Annotated in this window: 20 protein-coding genes and 1 pseudogene; 11 read left to right on the top strand and 10 right to left on the bottom strand. The window is 65.5% G+C overall.

The window, feature by feature from the left end; translation table 11 throughout:
- The first annotated feature begins 293 nt into the window (after positions 1–293).
- The 4 genes from Q8S40_RS03825 to Q8S40_RS03810 all read left to right on the top strand — a co-directional run bounded on the left by Q8S40_RS03825 (position 294) and on the right by Q8S40_RS03810 (position 7,321).
- Positions 294–1,646 carry a glycosyltransferase family 25 protein gene (locus tag Q8S40_RS03825; RefSeq protein WP_305669346.1) on the top strand — a complete coding sequence of 451 codons (1,353 nt, stop codon included), beginning with the start codon at positions 294–296 and terminating at the stop codon, positions 1,644–1,646.
- A 39-nt stretch (positions 1,647–1,685) separates the two neighbouring features.
- A complete protein-coding gene (locus tag Q8S40_RS03820) occupies positions 1,686–2,648 on the top strand; it encodes a polysaccharide pyruvyl transferase family protein (RefSeq protein WP_305669345.1) in 963 nt (320 codons plus the stop codon).
- A 93-nt stretch (positions 2,649–2,741) separates the two neighbouring features.
- On the top strand, positions 2,742–5,351 hold the full coding sequence (locus Q8S40_RS03815) for a glycosyltransferase (protein ID WP_305669344.1): 2,610 nt from the start codon (positions 2,742–2,744) through the stop codon (positions 5,349–5,351).
- A complete protein-coding gene (locus Q8S40_RS03810; RefSeq protein WP_305669343.1) occupies positions 5,348–7,321 on the top strand; it encodes a DUF6212 domain-containing protein in 1,974 nt (657 codons plus the stop codon). The genes Q8S40_RS03815 and Q8S40_RS03810 overlap by 4 nt, the downstream gene beginning before the upstream one ends.
- A gap of 16 nt (positions 7,322–7,337) precedes the next feature.
- Here the strand turns inward: Q8S40_RS03810 and Q8S40_RS03805 are convergent, their stop codons facing one another.
- Positions 7,338–8,615 (bottom strand): hypothetical protein, encoded by a 1,278-nt coding sequence (locus Q8S40_RS03805; RefSeq protein ID WP_305669342.1) that lies wholly within the window; start codon positions 8,613–8,615, stop codon positions 7,338–7,340.
- Positions 8,616–9,122: 507 nt separating this feature from the next.
- Here Q8S40_RS03805 and Q8S40_RS03800 point away from each other — a divergent pair.
- From Q8S40_RS03800 to Q8S40_RS03775, 6 genes are all read left to right on the top strand, one after another.
- Entirely contained in the window at positions 9,123–10,322 is a 1,200-nt protein-coding gene (locus Q8S40_RS03800; protein WP_305669341.1) for a M20 aminoacylase family protein, read from the top strand.
- 137 nt (positions 10,323–10,459) lie between these two features.
- Positions 10,460–12,256, top strand: a complete 1,797-nt coding sequence (locus Q8S40_RS03795; protein WP_304814650.1) for a peptide ABC transporter substrate-binding protein — start codon at positions 10,460–10,462, stop codon at positions 12,254–12,256.
- 10 nt (positions 12,257–12,266) lie between these two features.
- Positions 12,267–13,226, top strand: coding sequence for an ABC transporter permease (locus Q8S40_RS03790; protein ID WP_304814652.1), 960 nt, complete (start codon positions 12,267–12,269; stop codon positions 13,224–13,226).
- Complete coding sequence (locus tag Q8S40_RS03785; protein ID WP_304814654.1) at positions 13,192–14,118, top strand: ABC transporter permease; 927 nt, start codon at positions 13,192–13,194, stop codon at positions 14,116–14,118. The genes Q8S40_RS03790 and Q8S40_RS03785 overlap by 35 nt, the downstream gene beginning before the upstream one ends.
- Entirely contained in the window at positions 14,115–15,146 is a 1,032-nt protein-coding gene (locus tag Q8S40_RS03780; RefSeq protein WP_305669340.1) for an ABC transporter ATP-binding protein, read from the top strand. The genes Q8S40_RS03785 and Q8S40_RS03780 overlap by 4 nt, the downstream gene beginning before the upstream one ends.
- Positions 15,143–16,117 (top strand): ABC transporter ATP-binding protein, encoded by a 975-nt coding sequence (locus tag Q8S40_RS03775; protein WP_304808346.1) that lies wholly within the window; start codon positions 15,143–15,145, stop codon positions 16,115–16,117. Before Q8S40_RS03780 ends, Q8S40_RS03775 begins: the two co-directional genes overlap by 4 nt.
- Positions 16,118–16,185: 68 nt before the next feature.
- Here the strand turns inward: Q8S40_RS03775 and Q8S40_RS03770 are convergent, their stop codons facing one another.
- The 7 genes from Q8S40_RS03770 to Q8S40_RS03740 all read right to left on the bottom strand — a co-directional run bounded on the left by Q8S40_RS03770 (position 16,186) and on the right by Q8S40_RS03740 (position 23,847).
- Complete coding sequence (locus tag Q8S40_RS03770) at positions 16,186–17,508, bottom strand: FAD-binding oxidoreductase (RefSeq protein WP_305669339.1); 1,323 nt, start codon at positions 17,506–17,508, stop codon at positions 16,186–16,188.
- A gap of 11 nt (positions 17,509–17,519) precedes the next feature.
- Positions 17,520–18,335, bottom strand: coding sequence for an ABC transporter permease (locus tag Q8S40_RS03765; protein ID WP_304808342.1), 816 nt, complete (start codon positions 18,333–18,335; stop codon positions 17,520–17,522).
- Positions 18,322–19,185, bottom strand: coding sequence for an ABC transporter permease (locus tag Q8S40_RS03760; RefSeq protein ID WP_304808339.1), 864 nt, complete (start codon positions 19,183–19,185; stop codon positions 18,322–18,324). Before Q8S40_RS03760 ends, Q8S40_RS03765 begins: the two co-directional genes overlap by 14 nt.
- Positions 19,166–20,227: an ABC transporter ATP-binding protein gene (locus Q8S40_RS03755; RefSeq protein WP_305669338.1), complete on the bottom strand. Its 1,062-nt coding sequence runs from the start codon at positions 20,225–20,227 to the stop codon at positions 19,166–19,168. The genes Q8S40_RS03760 and Q8S40_RS03755 overlap by 20 nt, the downstream gene beginning before the upstream one ends.
- A 25-nt stretch (positions 20,228–20,252) precedes the next feature.
- Positions 20,253–21,311, bottom strand: coding sequence for an ABC transporter substrate-binding protein (locus Q8S40_RS03750; RefSeq protein WP_304808335.1), 1,059 nt, complete (start codon positions 21,309–21,311; stop codon positions 20,253–20,255).
- Between the two features lie 73 nt (positions 21,312–21,384).
- Positions 21,385–22,191, bottom strand: coding sequence for an enoyl-CoA hydratase/isomerase family protein (locus tag Q8S40_RS03745; protein WP_305669337.1), 807 nt, complete (start codon positions 22,189–22,191; stop codon positions 21,385–21,387).
- Between the two features lie 6 nt (positions 22,192–22,197).
- On the bottom strand, positions 22,198–23,847 hold the full coding sequence (locus Q8S40_RS03740; protein WP_305669336.1) for a class I adenylate-forming enzyme family protein: 1,650 nt from the start codon (positions 23,845–23,847) through the stop codon (positions 22,198–22,200).
- A gap of 90 nt (positions 23,848–23,937) precedes the next feature.
- Here Q8S40_RS03740 and Q8S40_RS03735 point away from each other — a divergent pair, with 90 nt between their 5' ends.
- Positions 23,938–24,669, top strand: coding sequence for a TetR/AcrR family transcriptional regulator (locus Q8S40_RS03735; protein ID WP_304808328.1), 732 nt, complete (start codon positions 23,938–23,940; stop codon positions 24,667–24,669).
- Positions 24,670–24,772: 103 nt separating this feature from the next.
- Here the strand turns inward: Q8S40_RS03735 and Q8S40_RS03730 are convergent, their stop codons facing one another.
- Together Q8S40_RS03730 and Q8S40_RS03725 are read right to left on the bottom strand one after the other, a co-directional pair.
- On the bottom strand, positions 24,773–25,495 hold the full coding sequence (locus tag Q8S40_RS03730; RefSeq protein ID WP_305669335.1) for an ABC transporter ATP-binding protein: 723 nt from the start codon (positions 25,493–25,495) through the stop codon (positions 24,773–24,775).
- A pseudogene (locus tag Q8S40_RS03725) lies at positions 25,488–25,689 on the bottom strand (ABC transporter ATP-binding protein); the annotation flags it as partial. The gene Q8S40_RS03730 and the pseudogene Q8S40_RS03725, both read right to left, overlap by 8 nt.

Genomic DNA, 25,689 nt, shown 5'->3' with positions numbered 1-25,689 from the left:
ACGGCCTGTAAACACTGTCACGGTTGACCAGCGACAGGCTGCTAAATCGTGTCCATCGTCGTGCACCGGTTATCTAGCCGTTATCGCCATGGCAAGTTACCGTACCTAGCACCCAAGTTCGACCGGTTCGCGTTGCTCTCCGGAAGACTGGCTGACTTAGCACCACATGGACGCATCGGGGTCTGTGCGCTATCCTCTCCATCTAGTCCATAAGTCATTTTGTCAAATTAGCCCACTTACAATATGAAAATTCGAACCCGCATAGCAGTGCTCATCAGTCAGGAAGATCGAATATGTTCAGTTCTCGCACACTCGAGAAACTCAAATGGATGTTTCCACGCGAGATAAAATCAAGTGACGACGCGAAAGATCTTCTGCGCTCGCTAAACACTGGCGCGGCACCAATTTCGCACCTTTGGGAAAACGCAAATCCCTATTTGTTTTGGCAAGCTTACGCCAATGTAGGAGCAAGCGAAGTCGGATTTGAGACATGCCTTGCAAGGCTGCGGTACGAGTATTTCAATGCGATTTCACAATACAAAGCGGGTCCGGACGTAGATTCAATTTTTTCAGCCATCATCCTGCTAACCGCACGGAATAAGAGATTTTCTGAACAGGCGGAGATTGTTCAAGACTTTGCTAGGCGGTTTCCACGATCAGCATTTTCCAGCGCACACGTAGTCAAGAATGCACTATTTTCCGGCGAGGTTGAGCGCGCAGAGTATGAATTCCGCCGGCGGATTTTATCCCGACCAGCCGGCCAAGCAAATGGGGAAAAACTTTACTGGGGCTCGATTCTGCAGCTACACGATTTACTTCTTCCGCAAATAGATAGCTTAAGGTCTCACGCGGGCTCGAATCCGGGTTTATCTAGACAAATGAGAACTCTCGAGGCATACGGCATTAGGGGGCCGATAAAGCAACCTAGCAATGACCACCTTGATGCATACTGCATAAGTCTTCCGGCAGATAGCCAGAGGCTAAATTTTTCTACCAAGATATTTGGGAAACTTGGAATCAGACTCAACCACGTCGTCGGCGTGGCAGGAGCATCGGTCCCCCTCAAAATAAGAAGGCGAAGCGCGCAATATGACATAGGGGGAGGAGAGTACGGTTGTTTCGCTTCGCACGTGGCTGTATGGGAAAAAATTGCGAAAGCCAATACCCCCGGCTTGGTTCTCGAAGATGACGCCGTTCCGGCATTTCCCTTCACCGGCAACGAACTCCGCGACTTGATTCCTAACGATGCAGAAATCGTCTTTGTCAATGATCGATGCTGCAGTTTTGTCGCCGCGGAATTCCAGAGCGACCTGAGCACCAGCACCATCGTCAGTGACGAGGCACTTGATTGGACAAGACTGAGTAACGCCTCTTTGCTCGGAAGTGACGGCTATGTTTTAACTCCTATGGGAGCAGTTAAATTGTTGCGCTTGTTTGATTTGTGCGCGATGACATTGCCGTTAGACTGGCATTTGTTTGTTGCGTCGCGGCGAGGACACTATTCAAACTCTGTGTTCTCAGCTGAACGTACCGCTCCGCTGTTTCGTGCCGTCGAAAATATTGGGCCGATGAAAGCTTATTTTCAGACGCTTCCGCATGTAGTAAACTTAGATTTTGATTATTCGGCAATTCGCGAGTATAATTAATTTGTCCTAAATTAGTAGCCCAAGTGAAAGGCGCCTGTAATGAATCTTGATGTTCTTGCAAAGGTTGCGGACTTCCGGGCAAAGCTGGCCGAATTAGTCAACGGAGACGATTATGTTTTTTTTGACCGGCCAGATTACGCCAACACAGGCGACCACCTCATTTGGCTCGGAGCGCTCGCAGGCCTCAATAGTTTAGGCAAGCGCTGTATTGCCACGTACACCGCCTGGCAGGCGAGAACCCAGCCGCTACCAGATTTCGATGTAGCAACCACAATTATTTGTAGCGGCGGCGGTAATTTTGGAGATATTTACCCTAATTTCCAGGTTGCGCGTGAAATTCTTGTTCGTCGCTATCCTAACAATCGTATTATCATTCTTCCGCAGACAATCTATTTCAAGGACGGAGACATTCGATCGGCCTCAGAAAACGTTATGCGTCAGCATCAAGATCTGTGGATCTTCGGTCGCGATTCTGGAAGCCGTGATTTAGCCAAACGTTTTGTCTCGGACGGCCGCGCGCTGCTGGCGCCGGATTGCGCGTTTTTTCTCTACCCCTTCATACAACGGACGCTCTACAGGATGCCGCTCCGGCAGGCTAAATTCGAGGAGGTGCTGCTCGCCCGAACCGACGGGGAAAAGAGGCTGTTTCCGAATAGGCGAAATTCATCTATCGTTCGTTTTGATTGGGTAGGAAATATTGAATGGGCCGCATCAATCCTTGGCGAAGCTCCCAAGGAGCGGCTTTCCGCAATTGAATTAGAGATTGCTCCCTATTTCGGCGAAATCGACGCGTCAAGTCGCCTTTCTCTTGACTATCTCTGCCTTGGTATTGAGGCGCTTAGTGTTGGCCGCAACCTTGTAACGGACCGCTTGCACGGGCATATCCTTGCCGCCATGATGATGAAGGATCATGTCTTTTATGATAATTCTTATGGAAAAAATAGGGGGTTTTTCGATACCTGGACGAGATCGATCTCGTTTGTTGAGTTTTCTTCGGATTGAGATCGTGCTTTCGGCGTTGACTCGGATTTGAAGGCAAGACTTGCGTTCTTTGCGTGTGGAGCCGTGACGAGCCGTGAGGAGTGTTTCGATGTGATGACGGATCGTGTTAATGTCGCGGGCGCGCCAGTGGCTGTTGCTATCATCATTCCGTCCTTTAAGCAGCCCGGTTTTCTGCCAGAGGCTCTTGAAACCGTTATTGCGCAGATTGGCTCTCAAAAGGTGGGCGCCGTCATCGTCAACGATGGCTGCCCCTTCGCACAGACCCATGACATTGGCCTATCCTATGCCCGGCGCTACCCTGACCGGGTTGTCTATCTGCGTCGCCGCAATGGTGGGCTGAGCGCAGCGCGGAATACCGGGGTGGATTTCATCCTGCAGGCCTGGCCTGAATGTCGTGGCATATTTCCGCTGGACGCCGACAACCGCCTTTCGCCGCATTTTCTGGCGCGCGCACAGAAGCTGCTGGACGGTTCATCGCCGCAGACCGGATGGGTCTACCCGGATTTCGATTTTTTCGGTTTCCAGGAAAATTTCTCCACGTCCGGAGAATACTCCTATTTCATGCACATCCTGGAAAACTACTGCGAAGCGGGCAGCCTGATCCGGCGCGAGTTGTTCGCCAGCGGCCTTCGCTATGACGAGTCGATGCGGTCTGGATTCGAGGATTGGGATTTCTGGCTGCGTTCGGCGCAGGCAGGCTGGCGTGGGCGCCATCTGCCCGCCGCCGGCTTTCGTTACCGCAAGCGCGCGGAGAGCATGCTGGCCGGCTCGGAGCGGCTGCGCAATGTCATCCTCGGCGACATGCGGATCCGCTACGCCAAGCACCTGACGGTACGCGCCCTCGCCAAGCTGGAGGCGGAGGAAGTGCCGCGTTTCGCGTTGTATGTGACGGGCGAGGATAGCGTCCGCTACGTGCTGGACCCGATGGCCGCGGCCTTCCGCTCCGAACCGCGGGCCGTGGCACAGAAGCGCTTTGTGGAAGCGAAGCACGAGCCGCGTGCCACCCACTTCCCCTCACAATTCTGCTTCGCATCGCCGGAGGCGCTGGACCTGTTGCAACGCGCCGGCCTGCTTCGCAACGTCTTCTATCAGGCGATGATGGCGTTGCGGGACGGGCATTTCCTGGCGGTGACCGTGGATATGTCGGCGGAGGGCGAGATTGCCCTGGCTGTCACGCCCCCACCGGCCGCCGGCGAGGTCGGTGCGACGGCCGTGATGATGTTCGCGCAAACCCGCCTGTTGCAGGAAGTGGCGCAGGACCCGCATCGCGGATGGGTCAATTCCATTCGCTCGGAAAACCCTTCGCCCAAGATCGCGCAGCTCGCCGCGAAGCTGCCTGCGAGCCTGCTGAAGGACAGGCCACCCCCCATCGCTGCCTTCATGTTGTCCGAGATCGACGGGCTGCGAGACAGCATGCTGAGCCGGTCCGTGCTGCCCGCCGCCTGGCGCCCGGATGAGCGGCGGCCGCGCCTCGCGGCGCAGGAGGCCTATCACGAACTGACGCGATGCGGCGCGATCATGCCGCATGTCGCGCCCGGGGACCGGCGGGACATCGGTTTCGTGCTGCCGCTTTTTGCCTTCGGCGGCGTGGAAAAGGTGGTGCTGAACTACGCGGCGGCGATGCGCGGCATGGGTTGGCGCCCGCATCTGTTCATCACAGGCGCCAGCCGCATGCAGCCGCAACCTGACCATTTCGACATCTTCGAGAGCGTCAACTTCTTCGAGGGCGACGGCATCGAGGGTGGTGACTACGATCGGCTTCACCTTGGCGCCTGCGTGTCCGGCTTCGCGCTGTGGCGGGACATGCGTGATGCCGTCGGTCTGCTCGCCACCATGGATGTGGTGCTGAACACCCATGCGCTGGGCGGGCACGGCATCATGCAATCGCTGCGACAGCAGGGGGTGAAGACCTGGCTCGGCCTTCATCTGGTCGAACACGGCCCGCTCGGCAATCCGCAGGGCAACCCGCACATCGCCTTGGCCTATGAGGGGGCCTATGACGGATTCGTTGTGATCTCGGAGAAGCTGCGCGACTGGTGCATCGGCCAGGCGGTGCCCGCGGACAAGGTGGTGAAGGTTCTCAACGCGCCCTCCTATCAGGCCGACCCGGCATTGGTCGCCAGCGTGCTGGCCGCGCGCCGGGCGCCGGAGCCGGGACCCCTGCGCGTGCTGTTTCTCGGTCGGCTGGATGCGCAGAAGGGCCTGGACCGCCTGCGCGACATCATCCTCCAGACCCTTGATGCGCGCTTCTCCTGGCGCGTTGTCGGCAAGGCCGTGCTGAACGACGATACGCTCGACCTGAACGAGACCGGCCTGACGGTCGAACCCCCGGCGATAACTGGCCCGGAGCTCGATACACTCTACGCATGGGCCGATGTCGTGGTGCTTCCCTCACGCTTCGAGGGTGTGCCGCTGACCATCCTGGAGGCGCAGCGCTTCGGTTGCGTCATGGTGGCAACCGATGTCGGCGCGGTGTCCGAGATCATCCGCGATCGCCAGGATGGCTTCCTGGTGCCGGTCGCCAACGGTGAGTTCGCTGTCATGGCGCGCTTCGTGGGCATCCTGGAACAATTGGCGGCGGACCGGGCGCGGTTGCGCGGGGTTGGCCTGGCCGCCGCGGCGCGCGCGGCGGAAAGCAGCTGGAGTGGGAACATGCAGGATTGGCTGACGCAGATCGACCGCGCCATGAAGCCCGCAGCGTGACCGCGCCGCGGATTCGCGCTGCCGAACTGGCAGCGCTGCTGTCGGGCCACCCCTCGGTCGTGGTCAGCGCCACCATGCCGGGCATCGAGGCGCTGAAGCCGTCGGGCCTGGTGATCTGGCTTCTGAAACGGCGCGAGGGCCGGGTGATCCTGCAGGCCGAAGGCTCCCCCGCCGTCGGCGATGGCGCCAAGCTCGTCGAGCTCAACCTGCCGCCGCCCGGCACCGTCGCACTGCTGGCCGCGACGGAGGCGGAGGTCACGGACCTTGCCGCGTGGTGGCTGGCCAAATCCGGCCAGCCAGCGCCGCTCGTGCTGGCGGAAGATGTCGCGCTGGCATTGCCCGCGCTGCTCGGCATGGTCACGGCCGAGATGGCAACGGTCCATGCGCGCTGCGTCGGGCTGGAGCGGAGCCTGGCGCAGACCCGCATCGACTACGAGGAAACGCGGATCGTCATCGCCTCGGTGTCGCGCACATTAGGGCACCGTCCTCCGGCGCCGCTGACCTTGGCGCTTTCGCTGGAGCCTTCCGCCGATCAGGTCGGCGCGGCGGAAGGGGAGGATGGCCACCTGTTCCTGCGCCAGCCTCTTGGTCGGAAGCTCGAAGGCCTGGCAGCCTTCGCGGTGCATGTCGGCGCCATCAGCGCCGCCACCAGCGGCCCACTTCGGCTGCGCATCCATGGCGAGGAAAGCGGCCGTATCGCGGCATCCTGGACCGTTCCGATGGAGTTGCTGCACGAGGGGTGGCTGGTGCTCGACCTGCCCAGCCCGCTCGGGCCGGACCGGGAGACGGCGGTGCTGGAGATCGCCGCAGATGTCGCCGGGCCGCATTCCATTGCCTTCTCGCTGGAACGCAACTGGGTTCCGGCCGCCGCCGCCTGCACCTTCGCCGACGGCAGCGAAACCGGCCGCGCCCTGGCACTTCGCCTGTGGACCGCCCGCATCGGTGATCGCTTCGTGGTGCCGTCCCACTGGAACTGGGACGAGGCAGGAAGCGCATTGCCGCTTGATGGTGTGCCGCAGGCCGTATCGCCCGCCGAATGGCAGACGGCTCGGATTGCGGCCGGGGAGTGGTCCGGCCTTGGTGAGCCGGACACGAACCCGCGGCTGCGCCTGTCCGGCACCGCCACCGCGGTGCTGGTGTTGCCGCAGGTCACCATGGCCGGCACGGACCTTCTACGGCTGGGCTGGGCGATGAGCGGCTTCGCGCAACCGCTGTCCATCGCGGCCTGGGTCCTGCCGCCCGGCTACGGCTTCGAGGGGCTGGAGGCCATGCCGCCTGAGGCGAGTTTTTCCCGCTGGCGTCAGGTCGATGCCGATTCAGCTGGTAGCCTGACGATGATGCTGCCGGTCTCGCTGGGGCTTCGGGCGCAGATCGTGCTGGCTGTCGAAAGCCTCGACCCGGCCGCCGAGGCCAGTATCGAGATCACGGAGCTGAGCCTGCTGCCGACGCGTGACCCGGCCGAGTTGCGCCGCCTGCGCGCCGCCGCGCCCAGGCCGCCGGTTCCGGCAACCCATGCCGTGGCGCAGTTCGAGCGTCTGGAACTGCACCAGCATCTGGTCGGCGGGCGCGGCTATCAGCATCTGGACCTGCTGGTGCATGGCGTTGAGGGCGGCGGCTACATGTGGCCGCAACTGCGCTTCAAGCTGGCGCTCAACGGCGATCGCCCGCATCTGGAATTCCGCCGCGTCAAGGGTTGGCCGGAGGTCTTCGTCCGCTGGCCCGGGTCCGACAGCGACAAGTTCGGCCCGGTCATGCTGATCCGGCCAGACGAGATGCCCCATCTGCGCCGCGATCTCGCGCATGACCAGGACGCTGCCCTGATGGACACGCTGCTGGAGCTGCTGGAAGTGATCGTGGCGCAGGCGACGCAGCTCGCCGCCTTGGCTGAGGATGACCAGCCCCGTTGGCTCGCCGCGGCGCGAGACCTCAGCAGCTGGTCGCCGACAGAAACCCCGGGATCATTGGACTGAACCGGCCAGGGCCGCCTCAGGCCGCGGGAAACGCAGCCACCCGCGCGGCGAGATCCGCGTCGGACAGGGCAAAGGGCATCACGATGATCGTGCCGACCTCGCCGAACATCGGCGCGGATCCGGACGCATTGTTGCCGATGCGCAGGGTGGTCATGCCGGATGTCGGCCCGCCGCTTGCCGCACCGGCGGCCGCGCCATTCAGCGAAACCGCAGCACGGCCGGTGCCGTCGATCGACATGCCAACGCGAAACGGCGTGCCGGCGGCTATCGACCCAACGGTCTGCGCGCCACCGCTTACGCCGCCCGTCAGGTTGAGGAGCGTCACGCTCGCCGAACCGCCAGCCGGCAATCGCAGGGAGTAGCGATTCCCGATTGAACCGCCGTCGATATCGAACACCTCCTGGCTGAAGCTGGGCCCCGCAGGCTGCGGCATGATTCCGCTCCACAAGACCGTGCAGGCCCCGGTGCCGCCGATCCCCATGCTCGCCAGCGGGGCGCTGACCAGATCGGCGCCCCGCGTGCTGGCGGCCGGCGTGGCGGTTGGTGGAAGAACGGTGGTGGAGGCGAAGGAGCCGGCCTCCAGCTGTGGCCACGCCACATCATAGGTCTTGCCCGTCCCCCCATGGCTGGCGAGGCGTGCCGCGGTGGGGCTGTCCGCGGTCGAAATGCGAAACACTCCGTTGCCCGTCCCGGGTGCGATCAGCGTGATGCTGCCGCGAAACCAGCCTGCGCCCATCGGGGCGATCTGCGCGATGCAGTCGGTGGCCGCGGTCACCGTTCCTGCGAGCAGGTCGAAATTGGCGTGGAATGTCAGGCCGGTCGCGTTGGAGCCGCTCATCTGGACGTATTGCGACCCGCTGACGGACCGGAAGAAGCAGCTTTGCGTATACTCGGTGCCGGCTGTAACGCCGGATATGGTCGATGAGACGGCGTGCTGCCCAACGGACGTATCCTCGGTGATCCGTGCGGCGCTCGACGCATTTCCATCCGGACCCGCCACGCCGGCAACGGATGCGCACCCGGAGGTGCCCCACCCGGTACCGCCCGGTGTGCGGGTATTCGCGACAAGGTTCGTCCTTTGCCCTTCTATCAGCAGCCGCCGTGCGGGGCCGTGGAAGCGTGGCACATCCGTGCCGTATTCGATCCAGGCCTGCCCATCCGCAGCCAATGCGGTCACCTGCGACGTGACCTGCGCACGCTGCAAGGTGGCAAGGCCGCGCAGGAAGGACGGGCCGGTCAGCCGGGTGCCGATATCCCCGAGCATACCCGGCACATAGGCCATTGCCATGGTCATGGCTGAGACTCCCCCGCAGCGATACGGGGCTGTGACGCTGGCAGCATGGGATGGTGTCCCTTCGGTGTTGGGTGGCGGGCGGTGTTGGTTGCCGGGCGGAACAGGGTGCCGTCCGCCTGCCGAAAGCCGGGCCGCCTGATGGTGCGGCGGGAGCGGTCGGGGCCGCTGCGACGGCTTGCGCCCGGCGGCTTCGCGCGCAGGACGCAGGACGCCACCTGATAAGGCTAACATACCTAATAACTGCCTCAGGTCAAGAACATTTTCCTTCTCCAATCCATGATTTCTGGCCGCCAATCCTGTTTCATCACGCCGATCAGCCATTGCCGGGGCTCCGATGCCTGTGCCCCTCCCCTCACCCACGAGGACCGGATCTTGCCTGCCGCATCCCGGATGCCGCGCCCGAGCCTCATCAGCGAGGCTGGCGGCACCGCCGGTCTGCCTGCTGATAGCGTGACGGCAAGGCGGTTCGGGTCCATCCTTCGCCACGCACAACAGGGGCAGGCCGCGATGAGCGAGACGGTGATCGAAGGCGTGAAGGCCTGGCAGGCGGAGCTTGCCGCCATCCGCCAGGACATCCATGCGCATCCGGAACTGGGGATGGAGGAGGTCCGCACCTCGGCCCTGGTCGCGCGGCAATTGCGCGACTATGGCGTGGAGGTGACGGAAGGCGTCGGCCGCTTTGGCGTGGTCGGCACCATCCGCGGCACCCGCCCCGGCCAGCGCGTGATCGGCCTGCGCGCAGATATGGATGCGCTGCAGATCCCCGAGGCCACGGGCAAGCCCTATGCCTCCCAGAACCCGGGCATCATGCATGCCTGCGGCCATGATGGGCACACCACCATGCTGCTCGGCGCCGCACGATGGCTTTCGCAGAACCGCGATTTCGCCGGCACCGTGCACCTGATCTTCCAGCCTGCCGAGGAAGGCCGTGGCGGCGCCCGTGCAATGCTGGCGGATGGGCTGTTCGACCGCTTTCCCTGTGATGCCGTCTACGGCCTGCACAACAAGCCGACCCTGCCGGCCGGGCGTTTCGCCACCCGCAAGGGCCCGGCGCTGGCGGCGGCCGACCGTTTCGCCGTGACCTTCCGCGGCACCGGCGGGCATGGTGGATCGACGCCGCACCTGGCGACCGATGTCACCATCGTGCAGGCGCATTTCGTGCTGGCGCTGCAGACCATCATCGGCCGCAACGTGGCGGCCGTTGATGCGGCGGTGCTCAGCGTGGGGTCGATCCAGGGTGGCTCGCCGGTTTCCTCCAACGTCATGCCGGCGGAAATGACGGTGACCGGCACCTCCCGCAGCTACACGCCGGCGGTGCGCGACCTTCTGGAACGGCGGATCGGGGAATTGGCGCAGGGCCTGGCCGCGATGCATGGCTGCACGGCGGAGGTGGCGTACCGGCGCGGCGTGCCGGCACTGGTGAACCATGCCGAGCAGACGGACCTCGCCATCGCTGCCGCGGCCGCGCTGGTCGGCGATGCGGCGGTGGATGCGCAGTTTCCGCCGGTGACGGGGGCGGAGGATTTCGCGCTGATGCTGGAAGCCCGGCCGGGCGCCTTCATGTTCCTGGGCGGCGGATCCGGGCCGGATGGCACCTCGGCCAACCTGCACACGCCGCATTTCGACTTCAACGATGCGATCATCCCCCTGGGCGTCGCCTATTGGGTCAGTGTTGTGGACCAGGAACTGGGCCAGCAGCGGCGTTGAGAAAGGTTGCGAAAAAAGGGGTTAGACAGGCTGCCTTCATGCTGTAGCGTTCCAGGCCACAGGGGTTTTCCGAGGGTAGCCGGGCGGTCGAACAGACCCGGCACCAATGGAGACAATCGAGGCTTGGGAGAGTTGGCATGAACGAGGACGACCTGCGCCAGATGATCGGGCGCGTCCAGCGGGGTTCGTTGTCCCGCCGAGGCTTCGTGAAGCGCATGGCCGCGGTGGGGCTGACGGCGCCGATGGCGACGCAGCTTCTGGCCCTGTCCGGCATCTCGCCGGCCTCGGCGCAATCCGTGCCGACCTATGCGCCATCGCGGCGCGGCGGCGGCGGGGCGCTGAAGATCCTGTACTGGCAGGCATCGACGCTGCTGAACCCGCATTTCGGGTCCGGCACCACCAACGCCGATGCCAGCCGGGTGTTCTATGAACCGCTGGCCGGATGGGCGACCGACGGCACGCTGCATCCGATCCTCGCGGCGGAGATTCCCTCCACCGACAATGGCGGACTTTCGCCCGATGGCCGGTCCGTCACCTGGAAGCTGAAGCGCGGCGTGAAGTGGCATGACGGCCAGGATTTCTCGGCCGACGACGTCATCTTCAACTGGGAATACGCCAAGAACCCGGCCGTCGCCGCCGTCTCCTCCGGCTCCTATCGCGACGTCAATGTGGTGAAGGTGGACGACCACACGGTGCGGGTCGAGTTCAACCAGCCGACGCCGTTCTGGGCGGATGCTTTCGTCGCCGCCATCGGGCAGCTGATCCCGAAGCATCTGTTCAAGGACTACGCCGGGGCCAATGCGCGCGATGCGCCGACCAATCTGCGGCCGGTGGGCACCAGCGCCTACAAATTCGTCTCCTTCGCGCCAGGCGACAATCTGCGGGCGGAACTGAACCCGAATTACCACCTGGACAACCGCCCCTACTTCGACACGCTGGAGATCAAGGGTGGCGGCGATGCGGTCTCAGCCGCACGGGCCGTGATGCAGACGGCGGATTTCGACTATGCCTGGAACATGCAGGTGGAAGACGAGATCCTGAAGCGGCTGGAAGCCAATGGCCGCGGCAAGGTGAACATCGTCGAGGGCGGCTCGATCGAATTCGTGCAGCTCAACCCGACCGATCCGCACCGGGAAGTCGAGGGGGAGCGCGCCTCCATCAAGTCCGAGCACCCGGCCTTCCGCGATCCCAAGGTGCGCGAAGCGATGGCGCTGCTGATCGATCGCAATGCGCTGGAGCAGTTCATCTATGGCCGGGGCGGCCCGGCGACGGCGAACTTCCTAAACAATCCGCCGCGCTTCACCTCGCCCAACATGCGCTGGGAATTCAGCATCGCGAAGGCGAACGAGATCCTCGACGCCGCCGGCTGGGTGCGCGGGCGGGACGGCATCCGCGCCAAGGATGGCGTGCGGCTGCGCTTCATCTACCAGACCTCGGTCAATGCACCGCGCCAGCGCACCCAGGCGGTCTACAAGCAGGCGGCGCAGCGTGCCGGCATCGACCTGGAACTGAAATCCGTCACCGCCTCGGTCTTCTTCTCATCCGATGTCGCGAACCCGGACACCTACACCAAGTTCTTCGCCGACATGCAGATGTACACCACGACGATGCCGCAGGCGGACCCCGAGCGGTTCATGAACCAGTATGTATCCTGGGAGGTATCCTCCAAGGCCAACAACTGGCAGGGCCGCAACATCTCCCGCTTCCGGTCGGAGGAGTATGACCGCATCTTCCGCGAGTCACAGGGCGAGCTGGACCCCGTGAAGCGCGCCGCGCTGTTCATCCGCATGAATGATATCGTCGTCTCCAGCAACCACATCATCCCGCTGGTGAAGCGCCCGACGGTCAGTGCCAGCCTGAACAATCTGAGGCATGTGCTGAGCGCCTGGGACGGCACGACCTGGCTGCTGAGCGATTGGTGGCGCGAGACCTGACAGGTCCCGCGTGACCAATTATCTGGCCCGGCGCCTGCTGATCGCGATCCCGAGCCTGCTCGGGATCAGCGTGATCCTCTTCACCATCCTGGCCCTCGCGCCAGGCGACCCGTTCGAGGAGTTGGCAACCAACCCCGCGATTCCACCCGATGTGCGCGCGCATCTGCGCGCCAGCCTCGGCCTGGATGACCCGATTCATCTGCGCTACTGGTCCTGGCTAACCGCCATGCTGCGCGGGGAATGGGGCTATTCCTTCATCAGCCGCATCCCGGTGGACCAGCTGATTTTGCAACGCCTGCCGACCACCATCGCGGTGATTGGCCTGGCTCAGATCGTGGCGCTGTGCATCGCGCTGCCGGTTGGCGTCTATGCGGCGACGCGGCCCTATTCCGTATTCGACCAGGTGGCCAATACGCTGGCCTTCATCGGATTCTCGCTGCCCACCTTCTTCACCGGGCTGCTGCTGATCCTGCTGTTCTCCATTCATCTGGACTGGCTGCCCTTCGTCTTCCGCACGGATATCGAGGCGACAGGCTGGCGATGGTGGTGGGAGATGCTGCGCCAGACCATCATGCCGATCATGGTGCTGGGCCTGTTCCAGGGCGCGGCCTGGACCCGCTATGTGCGCGCCGCCACGCTGGACGTGATCCGGCTGGACCATGTGACCACGGCGCGCGCCAAGGGCCTGCCTGAATCGCGCATCACCATCCTGCATGTGGTGCGCAACGCGATGATCCCGGTGGTGACGCTGGTGGCCTTGCAGATGCCGGCGGTGTTCGGCGGCGCCATCGTGACGGAACAGATCTTCCGCATCCCCGGCATCGGGTCGCTGCTGGTCACCTCCATCCTGTCGAACGACACGCCGGTGATCATGGCCGTCACCTTCGTCTTTGCGATCCTGGTCATCTTCTTCAACCTGGTGGCGGATATCCTCTATGGCTGGCTCGATCCCCGTATCAGCTACCGCTAGCCCCGCCCGGAAGCCCCATATCGGTCCCTGGGGCGAGGCGTGGCGGCGCTTTCGCAAGCACAAGATGGCAGTGGCCAGCGCGGTCGTGCTGCTGATCCTGATCTTCGGCGTGCTGTTCGGCCCGCTGATCTGGACCTTGCCGATCGACGAGATCGACTTCACGGCGCGCCTGGAAAGCCCGTCCCTGGCGCATCCGCTCGGCACCGACGATCTCGGGCAGGACCTGCTGGCGCGCATTCTCTATGGCGGGCGGATTTCGCTCGCGGTGGGCTTCACCGCCATGCTGGTGGCGGTGGGCCTCGGCGTCCTGGTCGGCAGCATCGCCGGCATGGCGGGCGGCAAGCTGGATGCGGCGCTGATGTGGCTGACGGACCTGTTCCTGTCCCTGCCGCAGCTGCCGCTGCTGCTGCTCATCATCTACCTGTTCCGCGAATCGCTGACCGGCATCGTGGGCGTGGAAATGGGCGTCTTCATCATGGTCGTCGTGGTGATCGGCATCTTCAACTGGATGCCGGTGGCGCGGCTGGTGCGTGCGCAGTTCTTCTCGCTGCGGGAGAAGGAATTCGTCGAGGCCGCGCGCGCGCTGGGCGCCAGCCGGGCGCGGCTGGTGCTGCGCCATATCCTGCCCAATGCGCTGGGGCCGGTGATCGTCACCGCCACCATCGATGTCGCCGGCGCGATCATCGCGGAAAGCACGCTGTCCTTCCTGGGCCTCGGCTTTCCGCCGGATATCCCGACCTGGGGGCGGCTGCTGTTCGATGCCAAGGACAACCTGGATTTCGCACCGCACTGGGCGCTGTTCCCGGGGCTCGCCATCTTCCTCACCGTGCTCACCATCAATTTCGTCGGCGATGGCCTGCGGGATGCCCTCGATCCCAGGCGCGTGACATGAGCGATGTGACATGGCCGGCCGCGCCGGACACGCGGCTCACCGAAGCCCCTTTACTCGTGCTGGATGGCCTCAAGGTGCACTTCAAGACCGATGACGGGATGGTTCGCGCGGTGGATGGCGTGGACCTGTCCGTCAACCGCGCGGAGACGGTCTGCGTCGTCGGCGAATCCGGCTGCGGCAAGACCGTGACGGCCATGACGATCCTGAAGCTGATCGCCATGCCGCCAGGCCGCATCGCCGCCGGCGAGATCCGCTTCCAGGGCCGCGACCTGGTGCCGCTGCCGCCCGCCGAGATGCAGAAGATCCGATCAAAGGAGATCGGCTTCGTCTTCCAGGAACCGATGACCAGCCTCAACCCGGTCTACACCGTGGGCCAGCAGATCGCGGAGACGGTTCGCCAGCATGAGGGCCTGTCCCGCCGCGCCGCGATGGACCGCGCGGCGGAGATGCTGCGCCTGGTCAACATTCCGAACCCGCAGCGCCGGGTGAATGACTACCCACACCAATTCTCCGGCGGCATGCGTCAGCGCGTGATGATCGCCATGGCGCTGTCCTGCAACCCGAAGCTGCTGATCGCGGATGAGCCCACCACGGCGCTCGATGTGACGATCCAGGCGCAGATCCTGGAATTACTGAACGAGATGAAGCAGCGCCTCGGCATGGCCGTGCTGCTGATTACCCATGCGATGGGCGTGGTGGCCGAGACCGCGCAGCGCGTCGTCGTGATGTATGCCGGCAAGGTGGTGGAGGAGGCGCCGGTGGAGGCGCTGTTCGCCGATCCGCGCCACCCCTACACGCAGGGCCTGATCCGATCGATCCCGCGCATCGACCTGGCGGCCACCACGCATACCCGGCTTGAGGCAATTCCCGGCACCGTGCCATCCCTGCTCAACCCGCCGGTGGGTTGCCGCTTCGCCGCGCGCTGCCGCCACGCCATGCCCGACTGTGTCGCCGCCGAGCCGCCCCTGCGGGAGGTGGCGCCAGGCCACAAGGTGGCCTGCATCCTGTACCCGGAAGCCCGCCCATGACCGAACCGCTGCTGCGCGTGCAGGATCTGCAGAAGCGCTTCGCCATCACCGGCGGCCTGTTCGGCCGGAAGGTGGAGGAGGTGCACGCCGTCTCCGGCGTCAGCTTCGACATCGCGCCGGGGGAAACGCTGGGGCTGGTCGGCGAATCCGGCTGCGGCAAATCCACCACCGGCCGCCTGATCCTGCGGCTGATCGAACCCAGCGGCGGTCAGGTCTGGTTCGATGGGCGCGACGTTACGGCGCTGGACCGCAACCAGCTCGGCACGCTGCGGCGCGACATGCAGATCATCTTCCAGGACCCGTTTGCCAGCCTCAATCCGCGCATGACGGTGGGCGCGATCATCGGCGAGGCGCTGGTCATCCATAAGCTCGGCCGCACCCGGCAGGAACGCGAAGACCGGGTGGTGGAGCTGCTGGAGACGGTGGGGCTGAATGCCGACCAGATGCGGCGCTTTCCGCATGAATTCTCGGGCGGCCAGCGCCAGCGGATCGGCATCGCGCGCGCGCTGGCCGTCTCGCCCAGGCTGATTGTCTGCGACGAGCCGGTTTCCGCGCTGGATGTCTCGATCCAGGCGCAGGTGGTGAACCTGCTGGAGGACCTGCAGGAAAAGCTCGGCCTGACCTACCTGTTCATTGCCCATGATCTGTCGGTGGTGGAACACACCAGCGACCGTGTCGCCGTGATGTATCTCGGCCGCATCGTCGAGATCGCCTCGGCGCGGGATCTCTACACCAACCCGTTGCATCCCTACACGGAGGCGCTGCTGTCCGCGGTGCCGATCCCCGACCCCACGGTGAAGCGCCAGCGCATCATGTTGAAGGGTGACGTACCGAGCCCGCTGAACCCGCCGAGTGGCTGCCATTTTCACACCCGCTGCCCGATCGCCAAGGCGGAACCGTGCCAGACCGTGGTGCCGGAACTGCGGGAGGTTGCGCCCGGCCATCGTGTGGCGTGCCATTTACGAGGCTGACGGCACCCTCGCAGCCCCGCGCCACACGGCCGCGCCGGGACCAGCACGCAGGCCCAGCGGATTGCGCGTCAGGCGACCTTGCGGTCGAGCCAGTCGCGAAAGCGATAGTAGGTGCCGACGGCCGGCAGGAACCATGGATAGCCCGTGTAGAACGGCCTGGTTGGAAAGTCCCGCCCGTCGAAGGCGGTGACATGGTTGCCGCCACCCAGGATCTTCCGTCCGATCTGCCCGCCCAGATAGGACAGCATCGCGACGCCCGAGCCGTTGCAGCCCATGGCGTAGTGAAGCCCCTTCTCCGTGATGCCCATATGCGGCAGGAAATCGAAGGTGAAGGCGGTATTGCCCGTCCAGGCATGGGTGACGCGCACACCCTTCAGCTGCGGCCAGCGGGCCAGCATCATCGCGTGCAGCGCAGGTGCCGAAACCTCCGGCCCCACCTGGGTGAAGCGCGCGCGGCCGCCATACAGCACGCGCCTGCCATCCGGCGACATGCGGTAGTAGGACAGCACCCTTCGCGTATCGGACAGCGTGCGTCCCTTCGGGATCAGGCTGCGCGCGAGATCGGCGTCGAGCGGCTCCGTCGCGATGATATGCGAGGCGAGCGGGATGACTCGGCGCTGCAGATCCGGCGTCAGCCCTCCGGTATAGCCGTTGGTCGCGATGACGACCTCATCCGCCGCGATGGTCCCGCGGGAGGTCTCGACCGTCCAGCCAGCGCCCTGGCGTGTCAGCCGGCCGGCGCGCGTGCGGCCGATCAGCGTCGCGCCATGGCGTTCCGCCACGGCCATCAGTCCGCGATGATAAAGGCCCGGATGCAGCTTGCCGCTGCGCTCGATCGCCATGCCGCCGCGGTAGAAATCCGATGCGATCTCCTCCCGCTGCCGCTCCGGCGGCACCATGCTCGCCTCCGCCTTCGCCTCGCCGTTCAGCAACCCGATACGCGCGGCCAGGCCATCATAGTGCTTCGGCGTAAAGGCGCCGACGAAGCGACCACAACGCTCATAGTGGCATTCGATGCCCTCGCGCGCGATCATCGTCTCGATATGGGTGAAGCTTTCGGCTGCGTCGCCGATCATGGCGCGCACCACCGGGTCAATCGTGCCATCGCCCGCCTTCGCCCCCGACATGCCCTTGCCAAGGTTGACGCCGCCGGAGACCGCGCCGCCATTGCGGGTGGAGGCGCCGAAGCCGAAATCCTCGGCCTCCAGCACCACTGGCCTGGCGCCGCCGCGGCCCAGCTCGATCGCGCAGTTCAGCGCGGTAAGGCCGCCGCCGACGATGACGACATCGGCCTTCGCCGGCAGCTCGGCCTCCGGGTTCGTGCCGATCGGGATCGCTTCCCACCAGTAGGGAAGCGGCTTGAAATCCGGGTGGAAGACGGTGCTGTCCATGGCGTCGTTCCTCATCGGCCGGCCGTCCCGGGTACCACGCCGCGGCCGAACAGCGTCGCGACACCCAGGCAGATGCAGGCCAGGAAAATCTGCAGCACGGAGACCGCGGCGATGGTCGGGTCGATCTCCAGCATGATGTTGTCGAACATCTTCTTCGGCAGCGTCATCGATGCGCCGGAGAGGAACATCGCGATCACCAGCTCGTCGAAAGATGTGACGAAGGCGAGGAAGGCGGCGGAGATCAGGCTGGGCCGCAACTGGGGCAGCGTGATGCGCCAGACCGCGACGGGCCAGGATGCGCCGAGCCCCATCGCCGCCTGTTCCTGCGCCTCGTCGAAGGTGCGCAGCCCGGCACTGACCAGGATCACGACGAAGGGTAGCGCGAGAATGGTATGCGCCACCGCGATGCCGTACCAGACGCCGATCAGCTGCAGCTTCGCGAACAGGCTGTAGATGGCGATGGAGATGATGATGTTCGGCACGATGATCGGCGCCGCCACCAGCCGGTCCGCGATCCGCATGCCGCGCAGACGCGACCGCACCAGCGCGAAGGAAAGCGGCACGCCGAGGCCCATCGACAGCACCGTGCAGAGGATGGCGACCTTGAAGCTGCGTATGGTCGCTTCGATCCAGACCGGATCCTCGAGGTAGCGCTGATACCACTGCCAGGAAAATCCCGGCGGCGGGAACTGCAGGTAGGAGGCCGAGGAGACGGAGATCGGGAAGACCACCAGCAGCGGCAGCATCAGGAAGGCGAAGACCAGCCCGGCGAAAATGGTCAGCAGGATGCGCCCGAGGTTGCGGGGCTGCCGCCTAGCGTGCGCCATGGCCCTGCCCCCCCGTCAGCTTGGCGAGCGCCGCGTAGATCACCAGCGTCGCCGCCAACAGAACCGTCGCCAGCGCCGCGGCGAAGTTCCAGTCGAGGAATTCGCGCACCTGCTGCTCGATCAGCATCGCGATCATCATCACCTGCCCGCCACCCAGCAGCGCCGGCGTGATGAAGAAGCCGAGCGTGATGACGAAGACCAGCGCGCAGCCGGCGAAGACACCAGGCAGGGAAAGCGGCAGCGTCACGCGCAGGAAGGCGCGCCAGGCGGGCGCGCCGAGCCCTTCCGCCGCGCGCCGCAGATCGGGGTCGATGCGCAGCAGCGCGGCATAGATCGGGATCACCATGTAGGGCAGCATCACATGCACGATGCCGATCAGCACGCCGGTGAGGTTGTGCAGCAGCGGCAGGGGAAACTCGATCCAGCCCCAGTCCCGCAGCGTGCGGTTGATCACGCCGTTGCGCCCCAGCAGCACCATCCAGGCATAGGTCCGCACCAGGATGCTGGTCCAGAACGGCAGCAGCAGGAAGAACATGCCGAGGATGAAGCCCGTGCGCCCCGCCTGTGCCAGCCAGGCCGCGACCGGATAGGCGAGCGCCAGGCAGATCACGGTGACCAGCACCGCGATCTCCATGCTCTCATACAGCACCATCACATAAAGGTCGTCGAGCGCCGCCTTCTCGAACTGGTCGAGCGTGCCATCGGCCACCGACATCGACAGCAGCCGCAGCAGCGGCCAGATGAAAATCACGCCGAGCAGCAGCAGCGCAGGCAACGCCAGCATCACCAGCATCCGTTCCCGCGCCCGCGCCGGATCGGCGCGCCGGCGGTCAGCCGTGGCGGATGACATGCACATCCTCCGTCGCGAAGCCGAGCGGCACCACCTCACCCTCGGTCACCGGCAGCGGCGCGGAGGGGCGGAGCGGCAGCCGCGCCAGCATCTCCGGCCCGCCCTCCACCTGCAGCCGCAGCTTGACGGACAGGCCGAGGAACACCGTCTCCAGGATGCGGGCGCTGGCGCGGTTGGGCAGGGCAGCGGCCTCGGCGCCAACCCGCAGCGCCTCCGGCCGCAGCAGAAGCGTGGCCCGCGCGCCGGGCGCGCCGGTTGAGGCGCCGGCCTGCACGCGACCGAGGCCGGACACCTCCGCGCCATGGCCCTCCGTGGCGATGCCATCGAGCAGATTGGACTCGCCCACGAAGTCAGCGACGAAGCGCGTGGCCGGCCGGGCATAGACTTCGGCTGGCGTGCCGACCTGCTCGATCAGCGCGGCGCTCATCACCGCGATGCGATCGGAGAGGATCAGCGCCTCCTCCTGGTCATGGGTGATGAACAGCGTCGTCAGGCGCAGCCGCCGCTGCAGCCGCCGCACTTCCAGCTGCATCGACTCACGCAGCTTGCGGTCGAGCGCGCCGAAGGGCTCATCCAGCAGCAGCAGGCGCGGCTTGAAGACGATGGCGCGCGCCAGCGCCACGCGCTGCTGCTGCCCGCCCGAAAGCTGGCGCGGCAGGCGGTGGCCGTAATCCGTCAATTCCACCAGCGCCAGCGCCTCCGCCACCCGCTGCGTGCGTTCCGGCTTCGGCAGGCGGCGCATCTCCAGCGGGAAGGCGACATTTTGCGCGACCGTCAGATGCGGAAACAGCGCGTAGTTCTGGAACACCATGCCGACATCGCGACTGCGCGGCGGCGCCATGGTGACGTCCGCGGTGCCGAGATGCACCGTGCCCTCATCGGGAATCTCGAAGCCGGCGACGACCTTCAGCAAAGTCGTCTTGCCGGAACCCGAGGGGCCGAGGATGGTGAGCAGCTCACCCTCGGCCACCGTCAGGTCCACGCCGGCCAGAGCGGTCACGGCGCCGAAACGCCGGACCACGCCACGCACTGTCAGATCCACGCTTGACCCTCCCGCAGCCGCGGCATCAGCGCCGCAGCATCCAGCGGTTCCACGCTTCCTGCGCGCGCTGGCCGTTTTCCGTCCACCAATCCACGCCGAGCCAGAACTGCTTCTCCAGGTTAGCGGGGGTGGTCGGCAGATGCGGCTTGATGTCTTCGGCGACGAAATTGACCGTATCCGGATGCAGGCCGGGATAGGCGAGCTCCGTCGCATAGACGGCCTGGAGTTCCGGCGTGGTCATCACCTGGAGAAACTGGTTCGCCCAATGCAGGTGCGGTGCCCCACGCGGGATGCCGAAGGCGTTCTGCTTGGCGGAGCCACCCTGCCATTCCACCGCGACCGGCGCGCCGCGCTTGGCGATGTCGTAGAAGCGCCCGTTCCAGCCGGAGGCGAGCACAACCTCCCGGTCCACCAGAAGCTGCGCCGGCTGAGCGCCCGTGGTCCACCACACCGAGATATGCGGCCGCAGCTCGGTCATCTTGCGCAGCGCGCGGTCGATGTCGATCGGGTAGAGCTTGTCCGGCTCGACGCCATCCGCGAGCAGCGCGAATTCCAGATTGTCCACCGGATGGTTGCGCAGCGAACGCGGGCCGGGGAAGCGCCGCACATCCCAGAACTCCGCCCAGCCCTTCGGGTGCGAACCGTCACGGAAGACATCGGTCCGATACGCCATCACGGTCGAATAGACCGAGGAGGGGAAGGCGTGGGTGTCGCGCACCGCGGCCGGATACTTCGACAGGTCGATGATGGAGAGGTCGAGCGGCTCCAGCAGATTCATGTTCTTGGCGCGAACGAAGTCCTGCCCGCCAAGCTCCGTCACGCTCCATTCGACATTGCCGCTCTCGACCATTGCGCGCAGCTTGCCGAAATCGACCGGCGAGGTGTCGACGACGCGGATCCCGTGGCGCTTCTCGAACTCCGCATTGTAGGTGCGGCGGAACAGGTTCGCCATGGCGCCGCCGGATGCGTTGACGACGATCCGGTCCGGCTTGGGCACGCTGCTCTGCGCGATTGCGGGCAGTGGCAGCGTTGCCGCGGCGAGCCCCGCGCCGAGTACCGCCCTGCGTGTCGTCTTGATGGACATGCCTGCTCTCCCTTCTTCTGGTTTTCAGTGCCTCGGACGAGGACCGTCAGTGCAGCTCCCGGACAGGAGCGGATCATGCCTGATCGCCACGGCGATACAGGAAACCATCCTCCAGCAGGTCTCCACCATCGGACAGGCCGAGGCGCTGCAGACGATAGAGGTGCTTGGTGAAGGCGACCGCGTCGGCGCGGCTGAGATCCTGCGCGCGGTAGGAGGCTTCCATCTCCACGCGCACCGCGGCCGGTGGATGGCGGCAGATGCCGCTGGCGATGCGGCGTGCCTCCTCCATCAGGCGTTCGGGCTCGACGACCCGGTTGATGAGGAAGTTGCGCTCGGCTTCCGCCGCCGTCATCGGCTCACCGGTCAGCAGCATCCACATCGCCGCGACCGGCGGCATCTGGCGCAGCAGCCGCGTCGAGCCGCCGGCCCCGCCCATGCCGTAGGCCACTTCCGGGAAGCCGAAGCGTGCGGTGGTCGCGGCGATGCGGATGTCGGTCAGCGTCAGCAGGTAGATCAGCCCCATGCCGAGGCACCAGCCATTGACCGCGCCGATGATCGGCTTGAACCGCTCCATCAGGATCACGTCGCGCGACCAGCTGAAATCATGCGGCGTCGCACCCTCGGTGGAATGCGGCCAGAGGTGGTCGCCGAGCTGTTCCTCCGCCGTCATTGCCCGCCTTGGGGATTTGATGTCGTCACCGGCGCAGAAGGCCCGATCGCCGGCGCCGGTCAGGATGCCGCAGCGGATCTCGGGGTCGCGCAGGAAGCGCGTCATCGCCGCGTGCAGTTCCTTGTGCATCGCCGGCGTCGTCGGGTTCACCGCGCCGTTGTCGATGGTGAAGATGGCGATCGGCCCGTCGGTTTCATAGCGAAGCGGCATGGTCTGTCAGATCCTCAGCCGGTCGATCGCGCCCTCGCGCAGGTCTGGGCGCTCGGCGACCAGCACATGCTTGGCGATTTTCTGCGACGGTGTCTTCGGCAGTGACGCGCGGTATTCCAGGAATCGCGGCACCTTGAACCGCGCGAGCTGCGCCGCGCAATGCGCGAAGACCGCCTCGGGCGGCAGGTCCGCCTGGCCAAGGCCGGGCTTCAGTACCAGGCAGGCCTTCACCTCCTGCCCGCGATCGGCATCGGGCACGCCGATCACCGCCGCCTCCTCCACCGCATCCATCTGCATCAGCACCGCCTCCACCTCACGCGCGGCGATGTTTTCCGAGGAGCGGCGGATCATGTCCTTCACCCGGCCCACGATGAAATGGAAGCCGCGCGCATCGCGGCGGAACAGATCGCCGGTGCGGAACCAGCCGCCCTCGCGGAAGGCCTCCGCATTGGCCTCCGGCTTGTTCCAATAGCCCTTGAGGATGCCGGGGCCGCGGATCCAGAGTTCGCCGATCTCCCCCGCGCCAAGCTCACGGCCGTCAGCGTCGCGGATGCTCGCCTCGCGGAAGGGCGAGGGCAGGCCGCAGGTGCCGCTGCCGATCATCTCCAACGCCTCCGGCGGGGTGGTGAGGCCGGAGCCGATCTCGGTCATGCCGAAACTCTCCCGCGCCACGCAGCCGAAGCGGCGTTCCATCGCGGCATGCATGTCGGACCGAAGGCCGAAGATCGAAACGCGCTTCAGTGCGTTGCGCGAGTCATCGGGCGATTCCGGCTGCTTCAGCACGATCTGCGGAAAGATGCAGTACTCCACGCCCTCGCGCCGCACCCAGTCCATGAAGCGCGTGGCCGAGGGGCGCGGGGCCACCACGAAGCGACCGCCGAGATGCATCGCCATCAGCAGCAGCCATTGTGGGTCCATGTAGTAGAAGGGTTGCGCGGCCAGCACCACGCGCACATCGCCGCCGCGCCCGGCCGCAACGCGCCCGAGCGTCAGCCAATAGCGGTGGGTCAGCATGCAGCCCTTCGGGAAGCCCGTGGTGCCGGAGGTGTATTGCAGGTTCACCAGGTCATCGAGCCCAGGCGACGCGCCCGGCGGCCCGCCCGGATCACCATCCAGCAGCGTCATCCAGTCGCGCATTCCCTGCGGGACGAGGCCGACGACATGGATGCTGTCGGGGGCGAGGATCGGCCGCTGCGCCAGCAACTCCTCCAGCGCCGGCAACGCGTCCTCATGCACGACGAGATGCGAGGCGCCACCATCGCCCAGCACATAATCCAGTTCACGCGCCGTGTAGCCCGTATTCACCGGGATCATGATGGCGCCGAGCCGCGCAAGCGCGAGCCAGGTTATGGGGAAGGCGGGGATGTTCGGCAGCATCACGCCAACGCGGTCGCCGCGCCGCACGCCCGCCTGCGCCAGGCCGGATGCCACGCGCCGCGTCGCCTCCGCCAGGCCGGCATAGCTTATCTCGCGCAGCGGCAGGCCATCCGGCGCATCGATGAAGCGCCAGAGCGGCGCGGCACCGTGTGCGGCCGCGGCCGCATCCACGAAGGCGCCGAGCGAGGCGGCGAAGGGCGGCGCCTCGATCCGCGCGCGCATCGCGGCATGGGCCGCGAGCACCGGATCGTTCGCCAGGGTGGCGGTCAGGGGTGGCACGTTGGCGCAACCTCTCCCAGATCACTGGTCTTGTAGGAACGCTCACGGTAAATGACACTGATGTCAATATCAGAATTGACCCCGGCCTTGATGTCGCCCAACCCCGCCCAGGCCGAGACCCCGGCCGAGCCGCCGGATGCCGCCGCGCTTCTGGCGCGAGGCCCCTTCGTCTACCGCGAGCAGCTGGACGAGCGCCTGGCCGCCGCCACGGCGCAGCCGAAGACCATCCGCACGCGCCTGCGCCTGATGCTGTCCGTCGCGCGGCTGCTGGAACAGGGCGGGCTGCACGCGCTGCGCGTCGCCGATTGCGCGGCCGAGGCCGGTCTCGCGCATGGCACCTTCTACCGCTACTGGCCCGATGGCAGCGCGGCGGCCGAGGCGGTGCTGTCCGACTTCATGACAACCGTGCGCCAGCGCCGCCCCGTCTCGGCTACCGCGACGCCGATCTACGACCGCATCCGCGCGGCCAACCGCTACTACGTCCGCGTCTATCGCGGGAATGCCGGCCTGATGCGCTGCCTCATGCAGCTCGGCAATGCGCAGCCGGAATTCGCGCGCATCGGGCAGGAGGCGAACCTGGCGCTTGCCGCGCGGGTCGTGCGGGCGTGGGAACGCAACGATCCCTCGGCCGCGGCACTGCCGGAGGTGGAGAAGTCTGCCCGAGCCCTGGCCTGCATCGCCATGGTCGAAGGCGTGCTGCGTGACCTTTATGTGCGGCCCGCCATCGGCCCGCTCGCAGCGATGCCGGAGGATGGGGTGGCAGACATGCTGTCCGCGTGCTGGTTCCGAACGCTGTTCGGGCGCGATCCGCCTACCCGTTAGCCAAGCCCGGGCTCAACCATGCGTCTGGGTCGCACGGCCGCGAGCGACGGTGTCGTTCAAAAAAGCGCCGCGATGCGACGGCCCGCCGAGGGGGCAACCAGCTTCAGCCCCCGAGATAGGCCTGGCGCAGCGCCGGATCGCGCGCGAGGTCCGCGGCGCGGCCCTGCACAGCGATGGCGCCGTTGCGCAGCACATAGGCACGATCGGCCAGTTGCAGCGCCATGTTCGCGTTCTGCTCGACCATCAGGATGGTCAGGCCCGCGGTCTTCCACCGGGCCAGCACCTCATACACATGGTCCACGAACAGCGGCGACAAGCCCATCGATGGCTCGTCGATGCACAGCAGGTCCGGGCGCCGCATCCAGGCTCGGGCCATGGCCAGCATCTGCTGCTCACCCCCCGACATGGTTCCGGCAGCCTGCCGGCGGCGCTCCGCCAAGCGGGGGAACAGATCGAAGGCGGCGTCGATATCCGCGTCCAGCACCGATTTGCCTTCGCCGCGCCGGACATAGGCACCGAGGCGAAGATTCTCCTCGACGCTCATCTCCGCAAAGACCCGGCGCCCTTCGGGGATCGAGCCGACACCGCGGGCGATGACCTGATGCGGCGACAGCCCGTCGATCCGGGTGCCGTCCAGCGTCACGCTGCCATTGCGCGGCCGAACGATGCCGAGCGCCGCCTTCACCGTGGTCGACTTGCCGGAGGCATTGCCGCCCAGCACCGCCACGACCTCGCCGCGCGCCACGGTGACGGTGACGCCGAACAACGCCTGCACCGGGCCGTAGAAGACGTCGATCGCGTCGATCGACAGGTAAGGTTCAGCCATGGGCGTGGCTCGTCTCGGCGCGCCCGAGATAGGCCGCGATGACACGCGGATCGGCCAGCGCCTCACCAGGCGTCTCGTCCACCAGCACGCTGCCGTGGTTCATGACGATGACGCGGGATGCGAGTTGCCGCACCACCTGCAGCTTGTGCTCGATCATCACGATGGTCAGCGCGGGTCGGTCGGCATGGAGCTGC

This window comes from Falsiroseomonas sp., assembly GCF_030695085.1.
Taxonomy (GTDB): domain Bacteria; phylum Pseudomonadota; class Alphaproteobacteria; order Acetobacterales; family Acetobacteraceae; genus Falsiroseomonas.
Note: the sequence above shows the minus strand (reverse complement) of the source record. Positions and strands in the feature narration are given on the sequence as shown.

Coding starts and splice junctions, on each gene's coding strand:
- Q8S40_RS03825 (WP_305669346.1), top strand. CDS start 294: ATGTTCAGTTCTCGCACACTCGAGAAACTCAAATGGATGTTTCCACGC.
- Q8S40_RS03770 (WP_305669339.1), bottom strand. CDS start 17,508: ATGGACAGCACCGTCTTCCACCCGGATTTCAAGCCGCTTCCCTACTGG.
- Q8S40_RS03820 (WP_305669345.1), top strand. CDS start 1,686: ATGAATCTTGATGTTCTTGCAAAGGTTGCGGACTTCCGGGCAAAGCTG.
- Q8S40_RS03815 (WP_305669344.1), top strand. CDS start 2,742: ATGACGGATCGTGTTAATGTCGCGGGCGCGCCAGTGGCTGTTGCTATC.
- Q8S40_RS03730 (WP_305669335.1), bottom strand. CDS start 25,495: ATGGCTGAACCTTACCTGTCGATCGACGCGATCGACGTCTTCTACGGC.
- Q8S40_RS03750 (WP_304808335.1), bottom strand. CDS start 21,311: ATGTCCATCAAGACGACACGCAGGGCGGTACTCGGCGCGGGGCTCGCC.
- Q8S40_RS03745 (WP_305669337.1), bottom strand. CDS start 22,191: ATGCCGCTTCGCTATGAAACCGACGGGCCGATCGCCATCTTCACCATC.
- Q8S40_RS03785 (WP_304814654.1), top strand. CDS start 13,192: ATGGCTGGCTCGATCCCCGTATCAGCTACCGCTAGCCCCGCCCGGAAG.
- Q8S40_RS03800 (WP_305669341.1), top strand. CDS start 9,123: ATGAGCGAGACGGTGATCGAAGGCGTGAAGGCCTGGCAGGCGGAGCTT.
- Q8S40_RS03765 (WP_304808342.1), bottom strand. CDS start 18,335: ATGGCGCACGCTAGGCGGCAGCCCCGCAACCTCGGGCGCATCCTGCTG.
- Q8S40_RS03780 (WP_305669340.1), top strand. CDS start 14,115: ATGAGCGATGTGACATGGCCGGCCGCGCCGGACACGCGGCTCACCGAA.
- Q8S40_RS03795 (WP_304814650.1), top strand. CDS start 10,460: ATGAACGAGGACGACCTGCGCCAGATGATCGGGCGCGTCCAGCGGGGT.
- Q8S40_RS03760 (WP_304808339.1), bottom strand. CDS start 19,185: ATGTCATCCGCCACGGCTGACCGCCGGCGCGCCGATCCGGCGCGGGCG.
- Q8S40_RS03775 (WP_304808346.1), top strand. CDS start 15,143: ATGACCGAACCGCTGCTGCGCGTGCAGGATCTGCAGAAGCGCTTCGCC.
- Q8S40_RS03735 (WP_304808328.1), top strand. CDS start 23,938: ATGTCGCCCAACCCCGCCCAGGCCGAGACCCCGGCCGAGCCGCCGGAT.
- Q8S40_RS03805 (WP_305669342.1), bottom strand. CDS start 8,615: ATGACCATGGCAATGGCCTATGTGCCGGGTATGCTCGGGGATATCGGC.